The following is a 22,801-nucleotide window of genomic DNA, read 5'->3' as shown; positions in this document are numbered from 1 at the left end:
GAGGGAGTGGCCCCAAGGGGTCCGACTCGGCCCAACCCACTGGAGCCGCGGCGTCAGCCAGGGCGGGAGAGGCCCGCCGGCACGAGTGGCGACGCGTCGCCGCGACCCCTGCGAGGGAGGTTGTAACTACTATGAACGGACTGTTTGTGATCGTTGTTGCTGCGGTGGTCCTGGTCATTGGCTATATCGGGTATGGCCGCTGGCTAGCGAAGTCCTGGGGGGTCGACGAGGACGCGCTGACGCCCGCGGTGCGCATGGAGGACGGCCACGACTTCGCCCCCGCCTCGCGCTTCACCGTCTTCGCGCACCAGTTCTCGTCCATCTGCGGCGCGGGTCCCGTCACGGGCACCATCGTCGCCATGATGTTCGGCTGGCTGCCGGTGCTGCTCTGGGTCCTGGTCGGCGGCATCTTCTTTGGCGCCGTCCATGACTTCGGCGCCCTCTACGCCTCCGTCAAGAACAACGGGAAGTCGCTGGGGCAGCTGATCGAGAAGTACATCGGCCGTACCGGCCGCAGGCTCTTCCTGCTCTTCAGCTTCCTCTTCTGCTGCATCGTCGTCGCCGCCTTCACCTCCATGGTCGCCGGCACCTTCAAGATGAGCGTGGGCGAGGCCGGTGCCCTGGACGTCGCGAGGTCCTATCCCGCTGGCGCCGCCGGCACCATCTCGATCCTCTTCACCTTCGTCGCCATCCTCTTCGGCTGGATGTGCCGCAGGTACGAGCTTTCCGGCTGGAAGCAGTTCGCCTTCGCCGTCCTGCTCATCGCCGCGATGTTCTTCCTCGGCATGCTCTTCCCGATCTACCTGAGCCTCAACGCCTGGATCGCCGTGGTCATGGTCTACTTGGTGTTCGCCTCCGCCATGCCCATCCAGACCCTCAAGCAGCCCCGGGACTACCTCACCACCATCATGATGGTGGCCATGATCGCCTGTGCCGTCGTGGGCATCGTGGTCCTGGGCGTGAGCGGCAAGGCCACGATGACGGCACCCATGGTCGTCTCGTCCCAGACTCTGGACGCCCTGTCCGCCAAGGGCAACTACCTCTTCCCGGTGCTCTTTGTCTCGGTCGCCTGTGGCGCCCTCTCGGGCTTCCACAGCCTGGTGTCCTCCGGAACCTCCTCGAAGCAGGTCTCTAACGAGGCTGACGCCCTGCCCGTGGGCTTCGGCGCCATGGTCCTCGAATCCTTCGTGGGCGTCCTGGCGGTGGTCGTCGCCGCCATTATGTTCAGCGACATGAACACGGCAGGAACCGGTGCCCTCAACTCCGGCGCCGCGAGCACGCCCTTCCAGATCTTCGCCGCCGGCGTCGCGCGAGGCATGACCGCGATTGGCATCAACTCGAGCTTTGCCACCGTCTTCATGACGATGAACGTCTCGGCATTGGCGCTGACCTCGCTCGACGCCGTCGCCCGCATCGCCCGTACCTCGTTCCAGGAGTTCTTCCTCAAGACCAACGACGCCGGCGTGGAGGCTGGAGAGGGATCCCTCGCATACCGCGTCGTGACCAACGTGTGGTTTGCCACCTTCGTGACCCTGGCGATTGGCCTGTCGCTCACCTTTGGCGGCTACCTCAACATCTGGCCGCTCTTCGGCGCCTCCAACCAGCTCCTGGGCGGCATGACCATGATCACCCTGGCCGTCTTCTGCAAGGCCACTGGCCGCAAGGGCTGGATGCTCTACCTGCCCGTCGCCTTCCTGCTCTGCAGCACCTTCACCTCGCTCGCCATGAGCGCCTACGGCTGCGTCACGGCGCTTGCCGCGGGGATGACGGTGGACGTGCTGGCCACCAAGGGCCTGCAGCTGGTCTTTGCCGTCCTGCTCATGGCCTTGGGCTTGATCGTCGCCTACAACTGCCTGAAGGAGCTCTTCACCACCGAGGCCGGCTCCATGCCCGACGAGGAGCCCGAGTGGTCCGAGCTCGGCCGCGAGCACGTCGCTGCCCGCGCCGCGGAAGACGCTTCCTCAGGCGCCGCGTCTGTGGCGGCCCGCGCGTAGGCGTGCCCCTCCCCGGGGCTGCCGGCGCGGCAGGAGCGCCCCTCTCACTGTGTCAAAGGTGGAGTCCCCGCAGCTCTGATTGGGCTGCGGGGACTCCCTTTTCGTCGTCCATGACCCCCGTCGCAGGACGATCACCTGTGACGGGGCCGACACGCTCGCTAGATGCGCCCGCACTCGCCCAGCGCGGAGCGGTCGTACCAGGCGGAGAGCAGGTAGGGCAAGATCGCTTTGGCGTCCACGTCGGCCAGGCGCCTCATGCCGCAGACCGTGAGGTCCAGGGTGGAGAGGCCACCGCCTATGACGCTGATGACGGGCAGCTCGCCCCAGGGGTCGTCCGGAGTCGAGCGAAGCTCGAGCTTGGTGACGTAGCCCGGCGTCCACTCCTTGTAGTCGTACTGCACGAGCGCCCCGAGGAGCGCCCCGGAGGTCAGCTCGGCGCCGCCTTCGGGTCTCACCATGCGGTCGAAGTGGTAGTAGAAGCCGCATCCCTTGGTGGTGACGCCCGCCCCGGGCCCCTGGAAGATCATGTGCGTGAGGGGCGTGTTGTACTCGCCGAGCTCCATGCGCACGCTGGCGACCTGACAGCCCCTGCGGCTGACCTCGGCCGTCACCACGTCGCCGTCACGGCGCAGCACGAACTCGGCCCCCATCTTCTTGGGCATGGAGCCGTTGTCGCGCCCGAGCTGCGTGGCCATCTCCTGGCCGTTGCCGCCCAGGAGCAGCGAGAGCGTGTACTGGCCCAGCTGCTCGCCGGCGTAGCAGTAGACGCCCAGGATCGCCTCGTAGTAGTCGTCCGTGAACGAGGGACGATCGATGTGGTTGATCGAGAGGACCACGACGGGCATCTTGAAGGGCGTGAGCTCCGGTGGCAGGACGCGGCGGATGGCCTCGGGCGTCGTGGTGAAGGCGATGTAGATGCCGCGCTGGTCACCCATGATGGAGGGCTGGCCGAACTTCGCCACGTCCTCGTCCAGGGCATGGAAGCTGGCTTGCGGCCGGTGTGGGAGGAAGAGCTCGCGTGCCGCCGCATAGCCACCGTGTGTGGCGGGTGAGATGTTCCCGTCCTTGACCGCAGAGCCCACGACGCGCACCTCGACGTCTGCTGCCTCGAGCCCCTCGCGCAGTTCGGTGTTGGGGCGGTTGCCCAGCGAGAGCACGACGAGGTCGCAGTCAAGGCGAGAGGCGCTTCCGTCCGCCGTCGACTCGAGCGCCAGGCCCTGCGCGTCCGCGCTGACGAGCTTCTGTCCCAGCCTGAACTCCACGCCGTACTTGCGCAAGCGTCCCATGACGTCAAGCACGTTGACGGGGTTGACGCCAGGCGCGACGGAGTCGAGCATGTCCACCACGACGACGTGGGCCGCGCCCTTCTCGGCTGCGTATTCGGCGGTCTCGATGCCGGTCATGCCCGCGCCGACGACCACGACGCTCTTGCCGGCAAGCTCGCGCCTGCCGGTGAGGACCTCGGGCACGCAGGCGACGTTGGGGCCGTCGAGGCCGGGAATGGAGCGCGGCACGATGGGGCTCCCGCCGGTGGCGAGTATCACCGCGTCGGGCTCGAGCGCGAGCACGGATTCCACGGTCGCGCGCTCTCCCAGGTGGATGTCCACGCCCAGGTCGGGAAGGACCTTGGCGTAGTACTCGGGCACGAAGGACATCTTCTCCTTGAGGGGAGGCGCCGCCGCGAGGACGACGTCGCCGCCCAGCTCGCGCGCTGCCTCCAGGAGCGTGACCCTGCAGCCTCGCGTGGCAGCCGTCTCTGCCGCGCACATACCGGCGGGACCTGCCCCCACCACAACGAGGTGGTGGTGCTCGACGTCGGGTTCGAGGCTGCCGCAACGGAGCTCCGCCGCGCAGGTCGGGTTGACGGCGCACTCGAGCGGCATGGCCGCCTCGGCGTTCTGCTCGAGGCTCTCGAAGCAGCGCAGGCACGAGATGCACTTGCGGAGCTCGTCCACGCGACCCTCCTGGACCTTGCGGCCCCATTCGGGGTCCGCCAGCCAGGCGCGCCCCATGCCCGCGAAGTCGATGAGCCCCTCCTCGAGGAAGCTCTCGGGGACGTCAGGGCCACGGAAGTTCGACACCGCTATGACGGGGATCGAGACGTTCTTGCGCACGGCGGCGATGAGGTCGTGCCTCCAGCCCTCGGCGTACGAGACGGGCTCGACGGAGGTTATGCCGGTCTCGTAGATACCGCAGGAGACGTCGATGAAGTCGATGCCGGCCTCCTCGAGTGCCATGGCGATCCTCACGCCGTCCTGGATGTGGATGTAGTCCTCGGTGACGCCCGTGGCAGAGAGGAACTCCTCGACCGAGAGCCGGCAGCCCAGGGGGAAGCCCTCCCCGCAGCGCTCGCGGATGCCCGAGATGATCTCGAGCACCATGCGCAGGCGGTTCTCGAAGGACCCGCCGTACTCGTCCTCGCGCTTGTTGGTGTAGGGCGAGAGGAACTGCTCGAGCAGGTAGCCGTGGGCGCAGTGCAGCTCGACGCCATTGAAGCCCGCCTGCTGGACACGCGCGGCGGCGTCCACGAACTCCCGGATGATGTGCCTGACCTCGTCGGTGTTGAGGGCGCGCGTCTCCTGCTTGCAGCGCTTGCAGGGGATGGCCGAGGCGCTGACCACGGGGGCACCGCCCAGTAGCGAGCTATAGGTCTCGCGGCCGGGGTGGTGGAGCTGGATCATGGTCTTCGCGCCATGGCTGTGGATTGCCGCCGCGAGGCGCGCCAACGCGGGTATGTTGCGGTCGCGCGTGGCGGATATCTGGCGCAGGAGGCCGGGGCCGGTCACGTCGTCGACGCGGCAGATCTCGGGCAGGATGAGCCCCGCCCCGCCCGCGGCGCGCGCCTCGTAGTAGGCGATCATCTCGTCGCTCGGCGTGCCGTCGAGGTTGGCCAGGCCCACGCCTACGGGTGTCATGACCAGTCGGTTCTTGAGCTTCAGGCCACCTATCAGCCCCGCCTCGAAGAGCTTCTCGTACATGGGATCCCCCTTCCTCGCGCCTGCGGCGTCGAGTGCTGGCGCCCCAGGCAACCCCTCGTGACATCTAGCTTGCTACCACGGGCGACGGGACGTGCGGCGATTAGGGGAGAAGTCCGCATTGCGGCGCGGACGGCATGGGGCGTGCGGGTGTGGTGCGTGACCATGGCGCCAGGGGAGAGAAGAGGCGCGTCCACGACTGCGAACGCGCCTCGGAAGCAGGTCATTGATATGTTCGTACGTCTTATCGCAAAGTCTAGAAGTGCCTGCCGTAGCGGCCGGAGCTGATGCCACGCCCCCGACTGCGTGAGCCGCTGAACATGGTGCGCGTCGCCTTGGTGGTGGAGCGGCCGGGATTGGGCACGATGCGCGTCTCGTCGTAGTCGAAGCCCTCGAGGTCCCACACCGGGACGAGCGCGTGCGTGAAGTACTCGATCTCGCGCAGGGGACTGATCTCGTCGGGCGCAACGAAGGTGTAGGCGTGTCCCGTGGCGCCGGCGCGTCCCGTGCGGCCGATGCGGTGCACATAGTCCTCGGGGTCCATGGGCACGTCGAAGTTGACCACGGCGTCGATTCCACTCACGTCGATGCCGCGGCTCATGACGTCGGTGGCCACGAGCACCTGGCAGGCACCTTCGCGGAATCGTTCGAGTGCTCGCTCGCGTGCCTTCTGGGGGCGGTCAGCGTGCATGACGTCCACGCTGAAGCCCGCACGCTTGAGGTACTTCTCGAGGTCGTCGCTGCGGTGCTTGGTGCGGCAGAAGACCAATACGCGCTCGGGAATTTCGCCTGCGGCCCCGCCAGTCTTGAGCAACGCTTCCAGAAGCAGGGTCTTCTGCCCCTGCGAGACGGGGCAGAGGTGTTCCTCCACGGTGTCGGCAGTCTCTCCCACGCGGGCGATCTCGATGCTCGCGGGGTCGTGCAGCATGGCGTCGACGGTGCCCTTGATGCTGGGTGGGATGGTTGCAGAGAAGAGCAGCGTCTGCCGGTCTGCGGGGCAGGCCTTGACGATGCGGCGCACGCTGGGCCAGAAGCCCATGTCCAGCATGCGGTCGGCCTCGTCCAGCACCAGGACCTTGACGTCTGCCAGGCTCACGTGCTCGTGCTCCATGAGGTCGATGAGACGGCCGGGGGTCGCCACGAGCAGGTCGCAGCCGCGCTCGAGCTCGCGGATCTGGCGCTCGAACTTGGCACCACCCATGACAACGACGGTCTTCTGTCCGGTCTTGCGGCAGACGACGCTCACCACGTCCTCGATCTGTGCCGCGAGCTCGCGGGTGGGAGTCACCACCAGGGCGAAGGGTCCGAAGGGCCTGGCGTCGGGGTCCCCCTCGCGCGAGTCGTCCGTGGGGGCGTCCGTGCGCTTCGGGGCAGGCTTCTTCCTGCGACGGCGCTTGCGCTTGGGCTTTGTGGGGGAGTCACCCTGCGTCTCGGGAGCGGGCTTGGTCTGGGGCGCGGCATCCGCGTTCGCCTTCGTATCGTCTGCGGGTGCGTCGCTGCCTTCCGCCTTCTTGTGATGCCTGCGACGCCGGCGCCGGGGCTTGCCCGATGCGTCGGCGTCCTGGATCACGCCCTCGTCGTTGACGGGTGCCGAGAGCACGGAGTCGTCCTCCACGCGGTCCGCGAGGACCTCGGGTCCGTTGTCCTGTGTGGCCCTGGTGGCCCCGTCCTGCGAAGGGCCGTCGTCACTCTCGCCCGCATCAGCCGGCTTTGCGCCGGGGGCGGCGGATGCTGCCCGGCTCTGCCGTGCCGCGCGAGAGAGGGGCTCGATGACCTGCAGGACCGGCAATGCGAAGGCGGCGGTCTTGCCCGTGCCTGTCTGTGCGGAGGCGATCACGTCGCGCCCGGCGAGGACGGCGGGGATGGCCTGCTCCTGCACGGGAGTCGGCGTTGAGAAGCCCAGCTCCTCCACGCCGGCGAGGATGTGCTCGTTTAGCCCGAGCTCGGCAAATGTCTTAGTCATGGCCTAAGTATCGCCCAAGTTGCCTCGTGCTGCAGGGCAGACGTCGGAGCCGTGCGTCCTGACGGCCATGTGGGGCAGCCGTCTGCGGCGCGAATGGCGCCAGAGGGCCCGAGCACACCAAAGGCTCACGATTGCCCCGTGACCCTCGACTACGCTGGGCCTGTTGCGACGAATCGCCCGGGAGGTTGCCATGAGGCTGCAGCTCACGTTGGACGCGCTGAGGTTGGAGGACTGTCTCGACCTCATCTTGGACACCCGTGACTACGTCGACGTGGTCGAGGTGGGCTATCCGCTCCTGGTGGAGGAGGGGCTTTCGGTGGTGAGGCACGTGAAGCATGCCTTCCCGGACAAGGTAGTGCTCGCCGACGCGAAGGTCTTCCACAGCGGTGGCTACGTCGCGCGGAAGTGCTTTGACTACGGTGCCGACGCCGTGAGCGTTCTGGGCCTCGCCTCCAACCAGACCTTCGACGCGGTGCTGCGGGTGGCCGAGATGATGGGGCGGCGCGTGGTGGGCGACCTGGCCGGCATGGAGGGTCCGCTCTGCCGCGCCGTGGAGCTCGAGGCGCTGGGCGTGGGGGAGCTTGTGGTCCCCTCGGGCCTGGGGGCCGACGGACACGAGCTCAGCGCCGTCTCGGACGTTGGGGAGGAGGGTGCCTTCGCCCCGCTGGAGCTGCTGCGCGGCCTCAACGAGTGCCTAACGAGCGCCCAGAGCGCGGTGGTCGGCCACATCGGGCTCGACAACATAGCCCAGGTGGTTGCTGCTGGCCCTGCCTGCGTCCTCGTGGGCAGGGCCATCGCGCAGGCTGACGACCCACGCGCCGCGGCCGCGCGGCTCAAGGCCCAGATGGCGTAGGCGGTGTAGGCGCGCGGGGCGGCCGCGTTCTCGGACACACGGCCCTCTCGCCCGCCGTGTCCTGCTCTGGGTGGACCTCTTGTCGTGCCCTATGCCTCGAACTTGTCCACCATGCCATCGGAGTCCGCCTTGAGCGTGCGGATTTGTGCCGGAATGTCCGCCCGGTCGTAGGGCGTCATCTGGTACACCCAGTTGAGCCAGTTGCGGTACAGCAGGTTTGCATGGGCTCGCCAGGTGAAGATGGGCTGCCGCTCGGGGTCGTCGTCGGGGAAGTAGTTCTGGGGCACGCGGATGGGAAGACCGCGCTTGAAGTCGCGCCAGTACTCGTCGCTCAGGGTGTCGCGCCCGTACTCGTAGTGGCCGGTTACGTACACCTCGTGGAAGTCGCGGGTCGCGATGAGCGAGGGTCCGCTGGAGAAACCCTCGCTGAGCACGTGCAGCTCGGGGTGGTTGGCCAGCTCGCCTGCGTCGATGGCGGCATGGCGCGAGTGGGGCATGTTATGCATCTCGTCGAAGCCGTTGGTGAGGAAGCTGTACTCGTCGCAGAGCCGCTGGGGAAAGACGCCGAAGAGCTTGGCGGGAAGCTGCCTCTTGGGAATCCGGTAGAGGTGCCAGAGGCCGGCAAGCGCGCCCCAGCAGAGATACATGGTGCTGAGCACGTGCCCCTGCGACCAGTCTATGATCCGGCAGAGCTCGTCCCAGTAGTCGACGGCCTCGTAGGGCAGCTGCTCCACCGGAGCGCCGGTGATTATCATGCCGTCGTAGTTCTTGTCCTCGTAGGCCTCGAAGCAGTCGTAGAACTTCACCAGGTGGTCTTGCGAGACGTGGGTGGACTCGTGCGTGCTCACGCGCATGAAGTCGCAGCTCACCTGCAGGGGGGACTTGCTGATGAGACGCAGGATCTGGGTCTCGGTCTCTATCTTGGTGGGCATGAGGTTCAAGATCACCAGGTTGAGCGGACGGATCTGCTGTTGCCCGGCGACCTCCTCCTCCAGGGCGAAAATCCGCTCCTGGCGGAGGACCTTCTTGGCGGGCAGGCCGTCGGGGATGTTGATGGGCATGCTGGCTCCGTTCCGGCGCGATTTTTCGCTATCAGGATAGACCAGGCGGGCGAGAGGCGCGCGGCGTGTCTTGCTCGCGACTCGGCCGCGCGAGCCGGCACCTGCTGGGAACTTGTGCGAGACAGCATTTCGGCCAGGATGCTGTCGCTTTTCTCGCTCACCTGGGGTTTTGCGAAATTTGACAGCATTTTGTGAGAATTGCTGACTTCGTAGCCCCTGAGCTGCGGCCCGCAACCGTCCGGTGCCCTGACATTCCATAAAAAGCAGCCTCGGGTTGGTGGCCGGGGACGCCCGGCTACCATAGATTCGAAGGTGCCGGCACAGAAGACGTTGGGGCCGCCGCGGGCGGCAAGGCAGAGGGAAACACCATGAGCTTCCGAGACAACCTTCAGCACCTGCGCGCCACGCGCAACATGACCCAGGAGCAGCTTGCCATGCTGGTGGGCGTGAGCCGCCAGTCGGTGACCAAGTGGGAGGCCGAGAAGGCCTACCCCGAGATGGACAAGCTCCTCAAGCTCTGCGACATCTTCGGCTGCACCCTGGACGAGCTCGTGAAGGGTGACCTTACGGACGTCGAACCACCGAGGTCCGAGCTCGTCTCGCCCGGACCCGCCACGGACATCTGTGGCTACGACGAGCACGTGCGCTCCTTTGCCCGGCGCATGGCCCTGGGCGTCTCGGCCATCATCGTGGGCGTGGCGGTGGGCGCGCTCCTTGACGGGGTCAACCCCGCAGGGGCCCTGGCGGATTCAAGTGCTCTCTCGATGCTGGCCTTCTTTGCCTTCGTGGCCCTTGGCGTGGCGCTCATCGTGCCAACCGTGATGGCCCACACGGCCTTCCAGAAGGAGCATCCCTTCGTGGAGGACTTCTATACCCCAGAGCAGCGCACCGGCGCGCGGGGCCTCATGGGGCGGGGCATCGCCCTGGGCGTCGGTGCGATACTCCTCGGGGTCTTGTTGCCGGTGCTTCTGGGAGACGCAAGCGTCTGGGCGGCTTCCATGCTGCTCTGCGTCGCGGTGGGTGTCGGGACCTTGGTCTACTCCCTCGTGATGGGCGAGCGCGTGAACCTTGCCAGCTACAACGAGGACGCCTTGGACGAGCTCAGCGAGGACGAGATCTCGGAGGCGTTCGAGGGAGAGGAGCTCGAGCGCGCGCTGGCGGCGAGGCGCGGGAAGCGCAGGGTTGCGGCAGTCTGCACCATCATCATGCTCGCCGCGACTGCGCTGGCGCTGGTCCTGTTGTTCACGTCCATCGACCACAACGACGCCGTCTGGTCGCCGAACGACTTCTTCTGGCTGCCTTGGGCGATCGGTGGTATTGCGTGCGCGGGTGTCGCCGTGTGGGAGCGTGACCTAAGGTCAAGGCACTAGCTCGGACATGGGATCGCGTCGGGGCAAGCTGAGGTGGGGTCCCTGCGCCGGGGGCAGCATGGCGGAGGGACCCGATCCATCGTCCTAGAGCTCGCGGTGCTCGAGGCGCCCGTCCAGCCAGAGGCCGTAGCTGCTGCTGCCGTCCTTGGGAATGCCCACGCTGCCAGGGTTGAAACACCAGATGTCGGGGTTGCCCGGCGCGGGCTCGTTGACCTTCCGGTGCGTGTGCCCGTACACGAGCGCCGCGCCATCGGGCAGCAGGGGCAGGTGGTCGACGGAGTTGTGGAAGCCTGCGCCCCAGACGTGCCCGTGCGTGAGGAAGAGCGTGCGACCCATGCCGCCGGTCACGGGGTTGGGGGCGGCAGGGTCCCAGAGCAGGTTGTGGTCGGTCATGCAGGGGAAGTCCAGGACCATCTGGTCCACCTCGGCGTCGCAGTTGCCGCGCACGGCTATGACCTGGTCCGCGATGGAGTTGAGCATCTGGATGACGCGCTTGGGGGCGTAGTCGGCGGGCAGGTCGTTGCGGGGCCCGTGGTAGAGGAGGTCTCCCAGGAGCACCACGCGGTCGGGCCGCTCCGCATCGATGGCGTCCATGAGGCGGGCGCAGCGGTCTGCCGCACCGTGGATGTCAGAGGCGAGGAGCAGCTTCATGTGGTGCCTCCCAAGGGCCGAGGACGAGGTCTTCTCTCGTCCGACGATGTCTTCTGGCATGCAGTCGAGCTTAGCGCAAGCGCCCGCATCCCCGGGACCGCGCGCGTCCCGGGTGGAGTCTGCTTGCATCCCAGGTGGGGGCTATGATGGTCTCTCCTGGGAAACGGGGAAGGGAAGTGCATAGCCAAAGAGCGGTCGGAGGTCGATTCTTGCGGCCACGAGCACGTGACCGAGGAGCTCCTCGAGCGCCTGCTCGCGTCCACCTCGATAGAGGGCTATCTCAGCGCCGTCGAGCCCGACCTCGAGGGGCGCGACCTCGCCGAGTACCTGCGCGACCTCCTGGAGCGGAAGGGCCTCGGGCGCGCGCAGGCCATTGCCGCCGCCGGACTCAATGCCACCTTTGGCTACCAGGTCTTCCAAGGCACGCGGCACATCGGGCGCGACAGGGCCCTGATGCTCGCCTTCGGCATGGGCTGCACCCTGCACGAGGCCCAGAGGCTACTGCGTCTGGCGGGGCATGCGGAGCTGTGGAGTCGCCGGCGGCGCGACGCGATCGTCATCTTCTGCCTCGAGCGCGGGCTCAGCCGCGAGGACTGCGACGACGAGCTCTACCGCATGGGAGAAGAGACCCTCCTGCCTGCGGAGGGCTGACGCGTGGACGAGGGAGAGGTGTTGCACGCCCTTGTGCTGGACGACGCCTACAAGGTCGAGCGGGTGCTTTCCGAGCGAGAGGGGCTCAGGACCGAGCTCGTGACCCTTGGTGGGGCTGGCCTCTTCGTGCGCAAGTACTTTGCTGGCGGACTCGCCGCACCTAGGCTCTGGGGCACGTTGCTGGGCGTTGACGAGCCGGGGCTTCCCCGAGTGGAGACCGTCTACCGCCTTCCTGACCGCCTGGCCGTGGTGCTCGAATACGTGGACGGGGAGTCTCTCGAGGGCCTCGTGACGCGGGAGGGACCGCTCTCCCTGCCGCGGGCGGTGCGGCTCATGGACGGAATCTGCTCCGCCGCACAGGCGCTCCACGAGCATGGCATCATACACCGCGACATCACGCCAAAGAACGTCATCGTGGATGGCGGGGGATGCGCCCACCTCATAGACCTGGGCATCGCGCGCCTGCGCTCGGACGAGGCGGGGCGAGACACGACGCTCCTGGGCACCTGGGGCTTTGCCGCACCAGAGCAGTTCGGCTTCGCCCAGACCGACGCTAGGTCCGACGTGTACTCCCTGGCGGGCGTGCTCGCCTACATGCTCACGGCTACCTGGCCAGGCGAGAGGGGCTTCGATCCTGCGTTGGGACTCGCCGCCGTGCCAGGGGAGGTGGTCGGGCTGATAGGCCGTGCCCGGTCGCTTGAGCCCAGCGCGCGCCCTCAGTCTGCGGCAGAGCTCATGGCTGAGTTGCGCTCCTGCGCCGAAGGTTCGGGCACGGCGGGACAGGATGATCGGGAGGGACCCGCTGCCGTGCCGGCCGTCAAGCTGCGCCCCAAGGGCGACCGGAGCCTCGCCCCCCACTCGCTCCACGTCTGGATGGAGCTCGCCCCGACCGTTCTGGCGCTGCTCCGTGCGCCTCGCTCCGTGCGCAAGACCGTCGCGCTCGTGTTCGCGGTGGTCCTCCTCGTGGTGTTCGCCGCAGGTCTCCTTGGCATGCCAGAGCAGGTGGGACGGCAGGTGGGGATTGCCCAGGAGTCGCTTGCCGCCATCTCGTACCTCGTGCTCATGGCCTGGTGGATACTCCTCCCCTCCTACGAGCTCGCTTGCGCCGTGGCAGGGGTGGGGGAGTACGCGGGTCTGGATCGGGGCGCGCTCCCGAGGCGTCTGCTGCTTCGTGTGGCGGAGGAGCTTTTCGCAGGCTTTGCGATTATGCTCGCGCTACAGATTCTTGCCCAGGCGGCCGGTCTCGTCTAGGCCCTTTGCGCAATGTCGCGCGTGGCGCGGAGGCTGCTCTGCCTTGGGTGCGCCTGGCCGCGCGGCCGCTCCCCACCCCTGCGCCACGTGGCCCTTCCGCGAAACAATGAGCTGCCAGCTAATGAATCGCCGCGTCGCGCCACCTACCCTTTCACGTGAAAGGGGTTGTGCAATGGATGAGTGGGGCTTCTTGAGGGACTGCGGTTTGGACGTCAGGCGCGCGTTGGAAAGCGCGCCGCTTGACGACCGAAACTTTGCCGGCTGGGCGGATGACGCCCTGCGCGAGCGCTCGCTCTCGCGTGGCGCGGTCGTGGGGCGCTCGGGCCTCAATCACACCTACGCGTATCAGATCCTCTCTGGGTCGCGAAACCCCACGCGTGACAAGCTCCTCCAGGTCTGCTTCGGGATGGGGCTGGGCGTGGAGGACGCGAGCGACGCCCTGGAACGCGGCGGCCTGAGCGCCCTCAGGCCCGACCGCCGCCGGGATGTGGTCATCGCCTTCTGCCTCGAGCGCGGGATGGGCGTGACCTGCTGCGACCATCTCCTCTGGGAGCAGGGGGAGCGGCCCCTCACGGGCGGCGCGGCTCCGGGTGGCCCGCTCGCGAACAGTTAGCTGACAGCTAATGAACGGGGGTTCTCTCGCCCCTACCATCTCTTTTGTCCTGGCAGCAGCCAGCAAAGAGAAAGGTCCTCGGGGAAAGAGGGAATTGTGAAGAAGAAACTCAATATCCTGCTGCTCATCTCGTTCGTGCTGGGGGTGTTGTACCTCTTGTACAGTATCTACTACTGGGGAGGCGCAGGCTCCTCGGGGACGACCGCTTATCGTGCCGGCGCTGCGATTGCGACCTACCTCGTCATGCCCCACTTGGCATCCACTGCCGTGGCGGTCATCTTCAACGGGCTCGGGCTCTTCATGCGCAAGTCATCGTTTGCCCTGGTAGGAGCCATCCTCTACGCCGTGGCGATGGTTCTCTTTCCCATGTACTTCTTCTTCGTAGTTACCCAGACTGTGCTCTCGTTCGTCGGCTTTTCCCAGCTCAGGAAGGCGGGGAAGGAAGACTAGAGGGCATTTAGCTAAATTGCCGAAGTTTCTTCTGGACACTTCGTCGCTCAGAGGTCATTTACGTTCTGGTGGTATGGGGTCAAGAGAGAGGAGAGCCCAATGAAGGAAGGCACGAAGAAAGGGATACACAGGCTCCTGGAGTCTATCGGAGTCATCTTTCTGGCCCTGATGGTTATCGGGATGTTTGTGGGCAAGCCAGATAAGTCCTCATCCCAGAAGCCTTCGGATTCTGCGGCGGAACCTCCCAAACAAGAGCAGAAGCTTTCGACGGATGATAAAACGGATTCAAAGGAGCCGGAGAAGAAGACGGCAACTTCCACACCGACGAAAGCAACGAAGGCGGTTGATACCTACGAAAGCATACTTGCCGAATATACGGAAAAATTGCAGGCAGCAACCCCTGGACTGATTGAGGAATACAACAGTGAGGCAGCAGGCAATACGGAGGGAATTCAGGGGCTTGCGCAGATTAGTAACGCAAAGGTGACCAAGCTTGCCGGAATCGAGTCGGAGGGAACGAGCAAGATGGCTGGTGTGATGTACGGCTCCGGCAGTGGATCGTACGACGAGTACGAGGAGTGGGCGGGAAAGTTGTACGAGGTTTACGAGGCGGAGGCATCGAAGATTATGGATGCATATATGGAATCTGCGATGTAAGCGCCAGGCTTGCGAGACGGGCGCGTTCAGTGCTTCGTCCAATGCTTGTTTAATGTTGTGCACAGACAACGATGCTTGAAGCCGTGTACTGGGACCCGCGGCTCACTGCTGCGGGTCCCTTCTCGTAGCGCACCGCAGTCTCATGCTGGCCCGTGCGCCAGCCGACGCCACCCCCCTGTGGTGCGACGTGTCATCATCCCGAGCTCATCCGTCACAAGCCTCCGCTCTTTTGTGGCGGCTCAAGATTCCTCACTCATGAGAGAACAAAAAATCTAATGTGTAGAGACTTAGATTGCGTATAGAATCAGATACCGCGGGAACAATCGCAGTGTACGAAGGCTCCGTCGGCGACTCGGCGGCAGCACAAGGGCAGACAAGCTCCCCGCCCCAGGGGCCAAGGGAGAGACAGAAGGGAATCGCAATGGGCAAGATTCTGGGTATCGATCTTGGCACCACCAACTCCGCGATGGCAGTCCTCGAGGGCGGCGAGCCCACCATCATCGTCAACGCCGAGGGCGACCGCACCACCCCGTCCGTCGTGGGCTTCCGCGCCGACGGCGACCGCATCGTGGGCAAGGCCGCAAAGAACCAGGCAGTCACCAACCCCAAGAACACGGTCTTCTCCATCAAGCGCTTCATGGGCCGTCGCTACGACGAGGTCAGCTCCGAGCTCAAGACCGTCCCCTACTCCGTGAAGGGCGGTACCGGCAACCGTGCCGTGGTCGAGATCGACGGCGAGGACTTCACCCCCGAGCAGATCAGCGCAATGATTCTAGCCAAGATGAAGGCCGACGCCGAGAAGTACTTGGGCGAGCCCGTCACCGACGCGGTCATCACCGTCCCCGCCTACTTCAACGACGCCCAGCGCCAGGCCACCAAGGACGCCGGCAAGATCGCCGGCCTCAACGTCCAGCGCATCGTCAACGAGCCCACGGCGGCGGCCCTCGCCTACGGCCTCGACAAGAAGGACATCGACCAGAAGGTCCTGGTCTTCGACCTGGGCGGCGGCACCTTCGACGTGTCCCTGCTCGACCTTGCCGACGGAGTCGTCGAGGTCCTGGCCACCAACGGCGACAACCACCTGGGCGGCGACGACTGGGACCAGCGCGTCATCGACTGGATGGCCGACAAGTTCCAGCAGGAGATGGGCATCGACCTGCGTCGTGACCCCATGGCGCTGCAGCGCCTGAAGGAGGCCGCCGAGAACGCCAAGAAGGAGCTCTCCAGCGCCCAGCAGGCAGACATCAACCTGCCCTTCATCACCGCCGACGCCACCGGCCCCAAGCACCTCAACTACACGCTGACCCGCGCCGAGTTCGAGCGCATCACCCGTGACCTGCTCGACCGCTGCAAGGGCCCCGTCACCAAGGCCCTCCAGGACGCCGGCCTGCAGATCTCTGAGGTCAACGAGGTCATCCTCGTGGGCGGCTCCTCTCGCATGCCCGCCGTGCAGGACCTGGTCAAGACCATGACCGGCAAGCAGCCCAACATGTCCGTGAACCCCGACGAGGTCGTCGCCGACGGCGCTGCCGTCCAGGGCGGCGTGCTCACCGGTGACGTGTCCGGCATCCTGCTGCTCGACGTCACCCCGCTCTCGCTGGGCGTCGAGACCATGGGCGGCGTCATGACCAAGATGATTGACCGCAACACCACGATCCCCACCAGCAAGACCGAGGTCTACTCCACGGCGGCCGACAACCAGACCTCCGTCGAGATCAACGTCCTGCAGGGCGAGCGCGAGATGGCTCGCGACAACAAGAGCCTGGGCAAGTTCAACCTGACCGGCATCCCCGCCGCCCGCCGCGGCGTGCCCCAGATCGAGGTCACCTTCGACATCGACGCCAACGGCATCGTGAAGGTCACCGCCAAGGACAAGGGTACCGGCAAGCAGCAGCAGATCACGATCTCTGGCTCCACCGCGCTCTCGGACGACGAGGTCGATCGCATGGTCAAGGACGCCGAGTCCCACGCCGAGGAGGACAAGAGGCACAAGGACGAGATCGAGGTCCGCAACCAGACCGACTCGCTGTGCTACAGCACCGAGCAGACGCTGAAGGACCTGGGCGACAAGGTGTCCGAGGACCAGAAGAAGGAGGTCCAGGACGCGGTCGACGCAGCCAAGAAGGCACTCGACGGCACTGACGTCGACGCCATCAAGGCCGCGGGCGAGAAGCTCCAGGAGGTCGGGCACAAGCTGGCCGAAATCGTCTACTCCGACACCCAGGCCCAGACCTCCGCTACCGGCGGAAGCTCGACCGACGACGTCGTCGACGCCGACTACGAGGTCGTGGACGACGACAAGAACAACCAGTAGGCCAAGGCCGCCTAGGCCCTAGGACAAGATGTTGGCTGGGGCGGCCCTTGCGGCCGCCCCTTTGGCAGCCCGAGGAGGGTGACGTGAAGGTGCCTATCGAGGGTGATGATATGAGGGATGAGGACGTCGTCGAGGCCACGGCGGCCGAGGGCGAGCCGGCGGTTGGGCAGGAGGTGGTCGCCGACGCCGCGCCCGAGGCAGAGCCCAGCGAGGAGGACCTGGTGGAGGCGGCGAAGCGCGCCGGCGAGCAGGCAGCTGAGGCCGACTTCAAGGCCGACGCCGACAAGATCCGTCAGGAGCGCGACGACCTCCAGCGACAGCTCGACGAGGTTGCGGACAAGGTCGCTGCGGCGCAGAAGGAGGCCGCGGACTCGACTGACCGCCTGACGCGCCTGCAGGCCGACTGGGACAACTACCGTCGCCGCACCGCGCAGGAGCGCCTGGCCGAGAGGGAGCGCGCGGCCGAGAAGCTCGTGCTCAACCTGCTTCCGGTCCTCGACGACATGGAGCGTGCCTCTGCCCATGCGGCACAGACCGCCGATGGCGACGAGGCTCTGCTGCAGTTCGTCGCCGGCGTCGACGCGGTGCACGACAAGATGGTCTCCGTTCTGGGCAAGGAGGGCGTCGAGGTCATCGACCCAGCCGGCGAGCCCTTCGACCCCCTGGTCCACCAGGCCGTGGGTCGCGAGGAGAATACCGAAGCGTATGACGAGACGGTGGCCCAGGTGTACCAGAGGGGCTACCGCATGGGCGGCAAGGTGATTCGTACGGCCATGGTCACGGTGACCTATGGGGGACCCAAGCGCCCCGAGCTGGAGGACGAGCCCGCAGGTGACGACGAGGTCAAGGAGTAGTCGCGCTTGGCGTGCCTGGGCTCAGGCCCGGGCACTGCCACCAGGAAGGAGGCGTTGGCTTCTATGGCAGACAAGAACTACTACGACGTCTTGGGCGTGAAGCGCGACGCCAGCCAGGACGACATCAAGAAGGCCTTCCGCAAGCTCGCCGCAAAGTACCACCCCGATGCGGGTGGTGACGAGGCAAAGTTCAAGGAGGTCAGCGAAGCGTACACGACGCTCTCTGACACCCAGAAGCGTCGCGAGTATGACCAGATGCTGATGTTTGGCGGCATGCCCGGCTCGGGATTTGGCGGCGCGGGCGGCAGAGGTGGCGGCTACAGCTACACCACCAACGTGGGCGGGGCCGACTGGGGCGACATCTTCGACAACATCCGCAACGGTGACGGCGCCTTCCCCGGATTCGACTTCTCGTCGATCTTCGGTGGGCAGGCCGCCGCCAACCGTCCCTCCAAGGGCCGGGACATAACCGCCACCATAGACGTGAGCGCGGAGGCCGCCTTCGCGGGCGAGCAGCGCAAAATCAGCTACTCGATTCCCTCGACGGGCGAGCGCCAGACCCTCAACGTCAAGGTCCCCGCCGGGGCAATCGATGGCGGCAAGCTGCGCTACCGCGGACGTGGCGAGTACGGGACCAACGGCGGCGCCCGCGGCGACCTCGTGGTGACGACCCGCGTGGTCGAGCACCCGCTCTTCAAGCGCGACGGTGCCGACGTGCGCATGGAGCTCCCGGTGAGCGCCTTCGAGGCTGCCCTGGGGGCCACCATCGACGTGCCGACGCCCGAGGGGGCGGAAGTTCGCCTCAAGATTCCCGCGGGCACGCAGGACGGCAAGACCTTCCGCTTCAAGGAGCTGGGCGCCCCCGACGTGCGTCGCAAGGGCTCTCGCGGTGCCCTGTACGTGACCGTGAGGGTCAAGGTGCCCACGCGACTCTCGCAAAAGGAGCGCGACGCCCTGGAGGCCCTGCGTGACGCCGACGGCCGCGACTACAGAAAGGACGTCGAGGCATATGGCGCGTAGCGACGCGAGCGGCAAGGACAAGCCGCTTTACATGATCAGCGTTGCGGCCGAGCTGACCGGCATGCATCCGCAGACCCTGCGCGTCTACGAGCAGAAGGGCCTGGTCAATCCCGGCCGCTCCCGTGGCAACACGCGGCTGTACTCCCAGGGTGACATCGAACGCCTCAACCTGATCAGCAAGCTCACCGACGAGGGCATCAACCTCGCGGGCGTCGTGCGCATCCTGGACATGCGCGAGCGCGCCCTCAAGCGCGACAAGGAGATCGACGAGCTGCGCGCGCGGGTCCGCTCGCTCGAGGACGATATCCACGAGCTTCGCATGCGCGAGCGCATCACGGCGCTTGCCCGCTACGACGGCGCGGGTCCCGAACAGGTCATGCGCGGGCTCCTGGAGACCCACCTCGAGGACGATGACGAGTAGCGGCGGCGACGTTCGCACCAGGCAGGGGGCATCGCGACTCTGTCCGTGATGCCCCTCTCGTCTGGTCTGGGTCTGCCCTTTGTGTCGCGCTGGGCGCACGCGGCTCCGGTCGTCGTCCCTTTTACGCGATTAGTGTACACAAACGAGCGAAATCACTGATAAAAGGGCTTTTTTGGCGAGAAATGCTTTCAGATTCGAGCATTGTGCACACCAACATGTCCGATTTTGGACGGGGGTGCCATCGTGCCATCTCATCCAAGCTCCCACTCCTTGTCACAGCGCGATGATGCAGCTCTCGACGTGCCCCTGAGGGCGTTGGAGCTCCCGGACGAGCTGTTGTGAGATGCGCCGCCCCCTCTCGCCTGGAAGAAGCGACCAGACCAGTCGCTGCCGCTCCCGCACGAAGGGCTGTCTGGTCAGGACGCTCCTCTGCAGTGAGAGGTCCCTGCCGGCCGTTCGCTCGATCGCCTCCATGACCTGCCCCATGAGACGGTCCGGGCCTCGGGGTTGGTACAGGTCCTCGCTCGTGGCGGGTAGCACCGTGAGGCCGCGTAGCCAGAGGTCGCGGTCGCGGCGCTTGTCGTCGACGATCGCGCGTCTGACGGCGGCAAGCGCCTCGTCCGTCTCGTTGGGCTCCATCGTCGTGGCCTCGGCAATGCTCCGCAGGTCGTAGTGCATGCCCCCGTCGTAGTTGATTCCCACTCCACTGCCCACAAACATGATGTCGGGTACGCGGGTCTGCTTCTGGGACAGCCCGTCGAGGCGTTCGGGTGCCGTGATGCGGGGATTGTTGTCGCGAGCCGGGGGCCGCGTTGCGCCCCGTCCGCCGCAGGCCTGGGCGCCGGCGTGACAGACCTTTCGCAAACGTATAAGACAACTCAGATAATCTATTGTGCAGACACTTAGATTTGCGCATAGCGACCACCACTCCAGGGAACAATCGACTCAACAGACAGCGGTGCTCCCCGAGGGAGCCAGAAGGGGTGAGACAAATGAGGTTTGACAAGTGGGCGGTCACCGCCCAGGAGGCCCTGCAGTCCTCCATAACCATCGCCGCCGATGCCGAGGCGGGGCAGGTTCGACCCATCCACCTGCTCAAGGCCCTGATAGAGTCGGGCGAGAGGAACCTCCGCGCCATCGTCGAGCGCGTCGGTGCGGACCCGGCGCAGGTCGAGGCCCAGGTGGACCAGGCCATCGCGCGCGCCCCCAAGGTGAGTGGCGACCTGTCGCAGATGGGCATCTCGACCGAGCTCACGCGCGTGGGCGACGCCGCGGAGAAGCTTGCCGCCAAGCTCGGCGACTCCTATGTCACCTCCGAGCACCTGCTCTGCGCGCTTGCCGACGAGCGCGGCGAGGCGGGCAGCGCCCTCAAGGCCGCGGGCGTCACGAGCAAGCGCGTGCAGGAGGCCTATCAGAGCCTGCGTGGTGACGAGCGCGTGACCTCCCAGGACCAGAAGTCCCAGTTCGAGGCCCTTGAACAGTATGGCCGCAACGTGACGGACCTCGCACGCCAGGGCAAGCTCGACCCGGTGATCGGCCGCGTGGAGGAGATACGCCGCACGATCCAGGTCCTGAGCCGCCGCACGAAGAACAACCCGGTACTCATCGGCGAGCCCGGCGTGGGCAAGACCGCCATCGTCGAGGGCCTGGCCGAGCGCATCGTGGCCGGCGACGTGCCCTCGACCATCAAGGACAAGGACATAGTCGAGCTCGACATGAGCGCGCTGGTCGCGGGGGCGAAGTACCGCGGCGAGTTCGAGGACCGCCTGAAGTCGGTGCTCAAGGAGGTGGAGAAGTCCGATGGACAGATCATCCTGTTCATCGACGAGCTCCACACTATCGTGGGCGCCGGCGCGACCGAGGGCTCCATGGACGCGGGCAACATCCTGAAGCCCGCCCTCGCCCGCGGCGAGCTCCATGCCATCGGTGCCACAACGCTGGACGAGTACCGCAAGTACATAGAGAAGGACCAGGCGCTTGCCCGCCGCTTCCAGACGGTGCTCGTGAGCGAGCCCACGGTCGAGGACACCATCAGCATCCTCCGCGGCCTCAAGGAGAAGTACGAGCAGCACCATCGCGTGCGCATCACCGACGCCGCCTTGGTGTCTGCCGCGGACCTCTCGAACCGCTACATCAGCGAGCGCTTCCTGCCCGACAAGGCCATCGACCTGGTGGACGAGGCGGCGAGCCGCCTGCGCATGGAGCTCGACTCCATGCCGGCCGAGATAGACGCCGTCGACCGCCAGCTCACGCAGATGCAGATCGAGGAACAGGCCCTCATGAAGGAGGAGGACGCAGCGAGCCGCGAGCGCCTCGAGACCCTGCGGAAGGAGATCGCGACCACGCGCGAGAAGCTCGACGGCATGAAGGCAAGCTGGGAGAACGAGAAGGCGAGCATCGACCGCGTCCAGGACCTCAAGTCCAAGATCGAGGAAGCCAGAGGCGAGATGGAGCGCGTCACCCGCGCCGGCGACCTGGCCCGCGCGTCCGAGCTGCGCTACTCGACCATCCCCTCGCTCCAGGCCGAGTACGACGCCGCCGAGGCGGCGCTCTCGCAGAAGCAGGAGGCGGGCGGCATCCTCAAGGAGGAGGTCACCACCGAAGAGATCGCCGAGGTCGTGAGCTCCTGGACCGGCGTCCCCGTGTCGAAGATGATGCAGGGCGAGATAGACAAGCTCCAGAACCTCGAGGCCGAGCTCCACGAGCGCGTCATCGGACAGAATGAGGCCGTGAGCGCGGTCGCCTCGGCGGTGCGCCGCAGCCGTGCGGGGCTTGCCGATCCCAATCGCCCCCTGGGAAGCTTCTTCTTCCTGGGACCCACCGGCGTGGGAAAGACCGAACTCGCCAAGGCGCTCGCCGAGTGTCTCTTCGACGACGAGCGTGCGCTGGTGCGCATCGACATGTCCGAGTACATGGAGAAGTTCAGCGTCCAGCGCCTGATCGGCGCCCCTCCGGGATACGTGGGCTACGACGAGGGAGGCCAGCTCACCGAGGCCGTGCGCCGCAAGCCGTACAGCGTCATCCTCCTGGACGAGATGGAGAAGGCGCACCCCGACGTGTTCAACATCCTCCTGCAGGTGCTGGACGACGGTCGCCTGACCGACGGGCAAGGTCGCGTCGTGAGCTTCAAGAACACGATCATCATCATGACCAGCAACGTGGGGAGCCAGTTCATCGCGGCCGCCAACGCGACGAGCGATCCCAAGGCGGTCAACTCCCAGGTCATGGAGGCGCTGCGCCAGGCCTTCAAGCCAGAGTTCCTCAACCGCATCGACGACGTGGTCGTCTTCCACTCCCTCGGGCTGGCCGAGATAGAGAAGATCGTGGACATCCAGCTTCGCGACGTGCGCAGCCGCCTCGCCCGCGAGCGCATCACGCTCAGGCTCTCGGACAGCGCGGTGCAGCTCCTCTCCCTCGACGGGCTCGACCCGGTCTATGGCGCGCGCCCGCTCAAGCGGCTCATCCAGCGCCAGGTCGTGGACAACGTCGCCAGCCTGATCATCGCCGGGGAGCTCCGCGAGGGCGACGCCGTCATGGTGGACGTTGGGGCGGACGGAAAGCTCTTCGCCGCCCGTGACGAGCAGGCGTTGGAACCCGATTCTGTGGAGTAGCTGCCGTCGCGTCGACCTTCGTGCCGCACGGTACCCGCCATTTCGCGAGGGGACGGACCCGAAGGCCCGTCCCCCCGCGCTTGCTGAGCCGA

The 22,801-nt window shown here is 66.3% G+C and carries 18 protein-coding genes; 13 read left to right on the top strand and 5 right to left on the bottom strand.

Annotated elements, in window-relative coordinates; translation table 11 throughout:
- Window positions 1-131 precede the first annotated feature (131 nt).
- A complete protein-coding gene (locus HMPREF1008_RS02255; protein ID WP_009278230.1) occupies window positions 132-1,994 on the top strand; it encodes a carbon starvation protein A in 1,863 nt (620 codons plus the stop codon).
- A gap of 158 nt (window positions 1,995-2,152) precedes the next feature.
- Here the strand turns inward: HMPREF1008_RS02255 and HMPREF1008_RS02250 are convergent, their stop codons facing one another.
- Together HMPREF1008_RS02250 and HMPREF1008_RS02245 are read right to left on the bottom strand one after the other, a co-directional pair.
- On the bottom strand, window positions 2,153-4,972 hold the full coding sequence (locus HMPREF1008_RS02250) for an acetoacetate decarboxylase family protein (RefSeq protein WP_009278229.1): 2,820 nt from the start codon (window positions 4,970-4,972) through the stop codon (window positions 2,153-2,155).
- A gap of 253 nt (window positions 4,973-5,225) precedes the next feature.
- Complete coding sequence (locus HMPREF1008_RS02245; RefSeq protein ID WP_009278228.1) at window positions 5,226-6,932, bottom strand: DEAD/DEAH box helicase; 1,707 nt, start codon at window positions 6,930-6,932, stop codon at window positions 5,226-5,228.
- A 190-nt stretch (window positions 6,933-7,122) separates the two neighbouring features.
- Here HMPREF1008_RS02245 and HMPREF1008_RS02240 point away from each other — a divergent pair, with 190 nt between their 5' ends.
- Window positions 7,123-7,785, top strand: coding sequence for an orotidine 5'-phosphate decarboxylase / HUMPS family protein (locus HMPREF1008_RS02240; RefSeq protein WP_009278227.1), 663 nt, complete (start codon window positions 7,123-7,125; stop codon window positions 7,783-7,785).
- Between the two features lie 89 nt (window positions 7,786-7,874).
- Here HMPREF1008_RS02240 and metA read toward each other — a convergent pair whose 3' ends face one another.
- Window positions 7,875-8,846: a homoserine O-succinyltransferase gene (gene metA, locus HMPREF1008_RS02235; RefSeq protein WP_009278226.1), complete on the bottom strand. Its 972-nt coding sequence runs from the start codon at window positions 8,844-8,846 to the stop codon at window positions 7,875-7,877.
- A gap of 368 nt (window positions 8,847-9,214) precedes the next feature.
- Here metA and HMPREF1008_RS02230 point away from each other — a divergent pair, with 368 nt between their 5' ends.
- Complete coding sequence (locus tag HMPREF1008_RS02230; protein ID WP_009278225.1) at window positions 9,215-10,216, top strand: helix-turn-helix transcriptional regulator; 1,002 nt, start codon at window positions 9,215-9,217, stop codon at window positions 10,214-10,216.
- A gap of 84 nt (window positions 10,217-10,300) precedes the next feature.
- Here the strand turns inward: HMPREF1008_RS02230 and yfcE are convergent, their stop codons facing one another.
- Window positions 10,301-10,867, bottom strand: a complete 567-nt coding sequence (gene yfcE, locus HMPREF1008_RS02225; protein WP_009278224.1) for a phosphodiesterase — start codon at window positions 10,865-10,867, stop codon at window positions 10,301-10,303.
- 225 nt (window positions 10,868-11,092) lie between these two features.
- Here yfcE and HMPREF1008_RS02220 point away from each other — a divergent pair, with 225 nt between their 5' ends.
- The 9 genes from HMPREF1008_RS02220 to HMPREF1008_RS02180 all read left to right on the top strand — a co-directional run bounded on the left by HMPREF1008_RS02220 (window position 11,093) and on the right by HMPREF1008_RS02180 (window position 19,098).
- Window positions 11,093-11,518 carry a hypothetical protein gene (locus tag HMPREF1008_RS02220; protein ID WP_009278223.1) on the top strand — a complete coding sequence of 142 codons (426 nt, stop codon included), beginning with the start codon at window positions 11,093-11,095 and terminating at the stop codon, window positions 11,516-11,518.
- Window positions 11,519-11,521: 3 nt separating this feature from the next.
- Entirely contained in the window at window positions 11,522-12,769 is a 1,248-nt protein-coding gene (locus HMPREF1008_RS09770; protein ID WP_009278222.1) for a serine/threonine-protein kinase, read from the top strand.
- 172 nt (window positions 12,770-12,941) lie between these two features.
- A complete protein-coding gene (locus HMPREF1008_RS09765; protein WP_009278221.1) occupies window positions 12,942-13,382 on the top strand; it encodes a hypothetical protein in 441 nt (146 codons plus the stop codon).
- A gap of 96 nt (window positions 13,383-13,478) precedes the next feature.
- Window positions 13,479-13,832, top strand: coding sequence for a hypothetical protein (locus HMPREF1008_RS02205; RefSeq protein WP_009278220.1), 354 nt, complete (start codon window positions 13,479-13,481; stop codon window positions 13,830-13,832).
- A gap of 99 nt (window positions 13,833-13,931) precedes the next feature.
- On the top strand, window positions 13,932-14,489 hold the full coding sequence (locus HMPREF1008_RS02200) for a hypothetical protein (RefSeq protein WP_009278219.1): 558 nt from the start codon (window positions 13,932-13,934) through the stop codon (window positions 14,487-14,489).
- A gap of 328 nt (window positions 14,490-14,817) precedes the next feature.
- Entirely contained in the window at window positions 14,818-16,803 is a 1,986-nt protein-coding gene (dnaK, locus tag HMPREF1008_RS02195; protein WP_255348642.1) for a molecular chaperone DnaK, read from the top strand.
- An 83-nt stretch (window positions 16,804-16,886) separates the two neighbouring features.
- A complete protein-coding gene (locus HMPREF1008_RS02190) occupies window positions 16,887-17,657 on the top strand; it encodes a nucleotide exchange factor GrpE (protein ID WP_009278217.1) in 771 nt (256 codons plus the stop codon).
- Window positions 17,658-17,720: 63 nt separating this feature from the next.
- Window positions 17,721-18,677, top strand: a complete 957-nt coding sequence (locus HMPREF1008_RS02185; protein WP_009278216.1) for a DnaJ C-terminal domain-containing protein — start codon at window positions 17,721-17,723, stop codon at window positions 18,675-18,677.
- Complete coding sequence (locus tag HMPREF1008_RS02180) at window positions 18,667-19,098, top strand: heat shock protein transcriptional repressor HspR (protein ID WP_009278215.1); 432 nt, start codon at window positions 18,667-18,669, stop codon at window positions 19,096-19,098. The genes HMPREF1008_RS02185 and HMPREF1008_RS02180 overlap by 11 nt, the downstream gene beginning before the upstream one ends.
- A 273-nt stretch (window positions 19,099-19,371) precedes the next feature.
- Here the strand turns inward: HMPREF1008_RS02180 and HMPREF1008_RS02175 are convergent, their stop codons facing one another.
- The gene (locus tag HMPREF1008_RS02175) at window positions 19,372-19,818 is read right to left on the bottom strand and encodes a hypothetical protein (RefSeq protein WP_040656696.1); all 447 of its coding nucleotides are present in this window, start codon (window positions 19,816-19,818) and stop codon (window positions 19,372-19,374) included.
- A 272-nt stretch (window positions 19,819-20,090) separates the two neighbouring features.
- Between HMPREF1008_RS02175 and clpB the strand changes: the two genes are divergently transcribed.
- Window positions 20,091-22,709: an ATP-dependent chaperone ClpB gene (gene clpB, locus HMPREF1008_RS02170; protein WP_009278213.1), complete on the top strand. Its 2,619-nt coding sequence runs from the start codon at window positions 20,091-20,093 to the stop codon at window positions 22,707-22,709.
- The last annotated feature ends 92 nt before the right edge of the window (window positions 22,710-22,801 follow it).

This window comes from Olsenella sp. oral taxon 809 str. F0356 (assembly GCF_000233535.1).
GTDB lineage: Bacteria > Actinomycetota > Coriobacteriia > Coriobacteriales > Atopobiaceae > Olsenella_I > Olsenella_I phocaeensis.
Note: the sequence above shows the minus strand (reverse complement) of the source record. Positions and strands in the feature narration are given on the sequence as shown.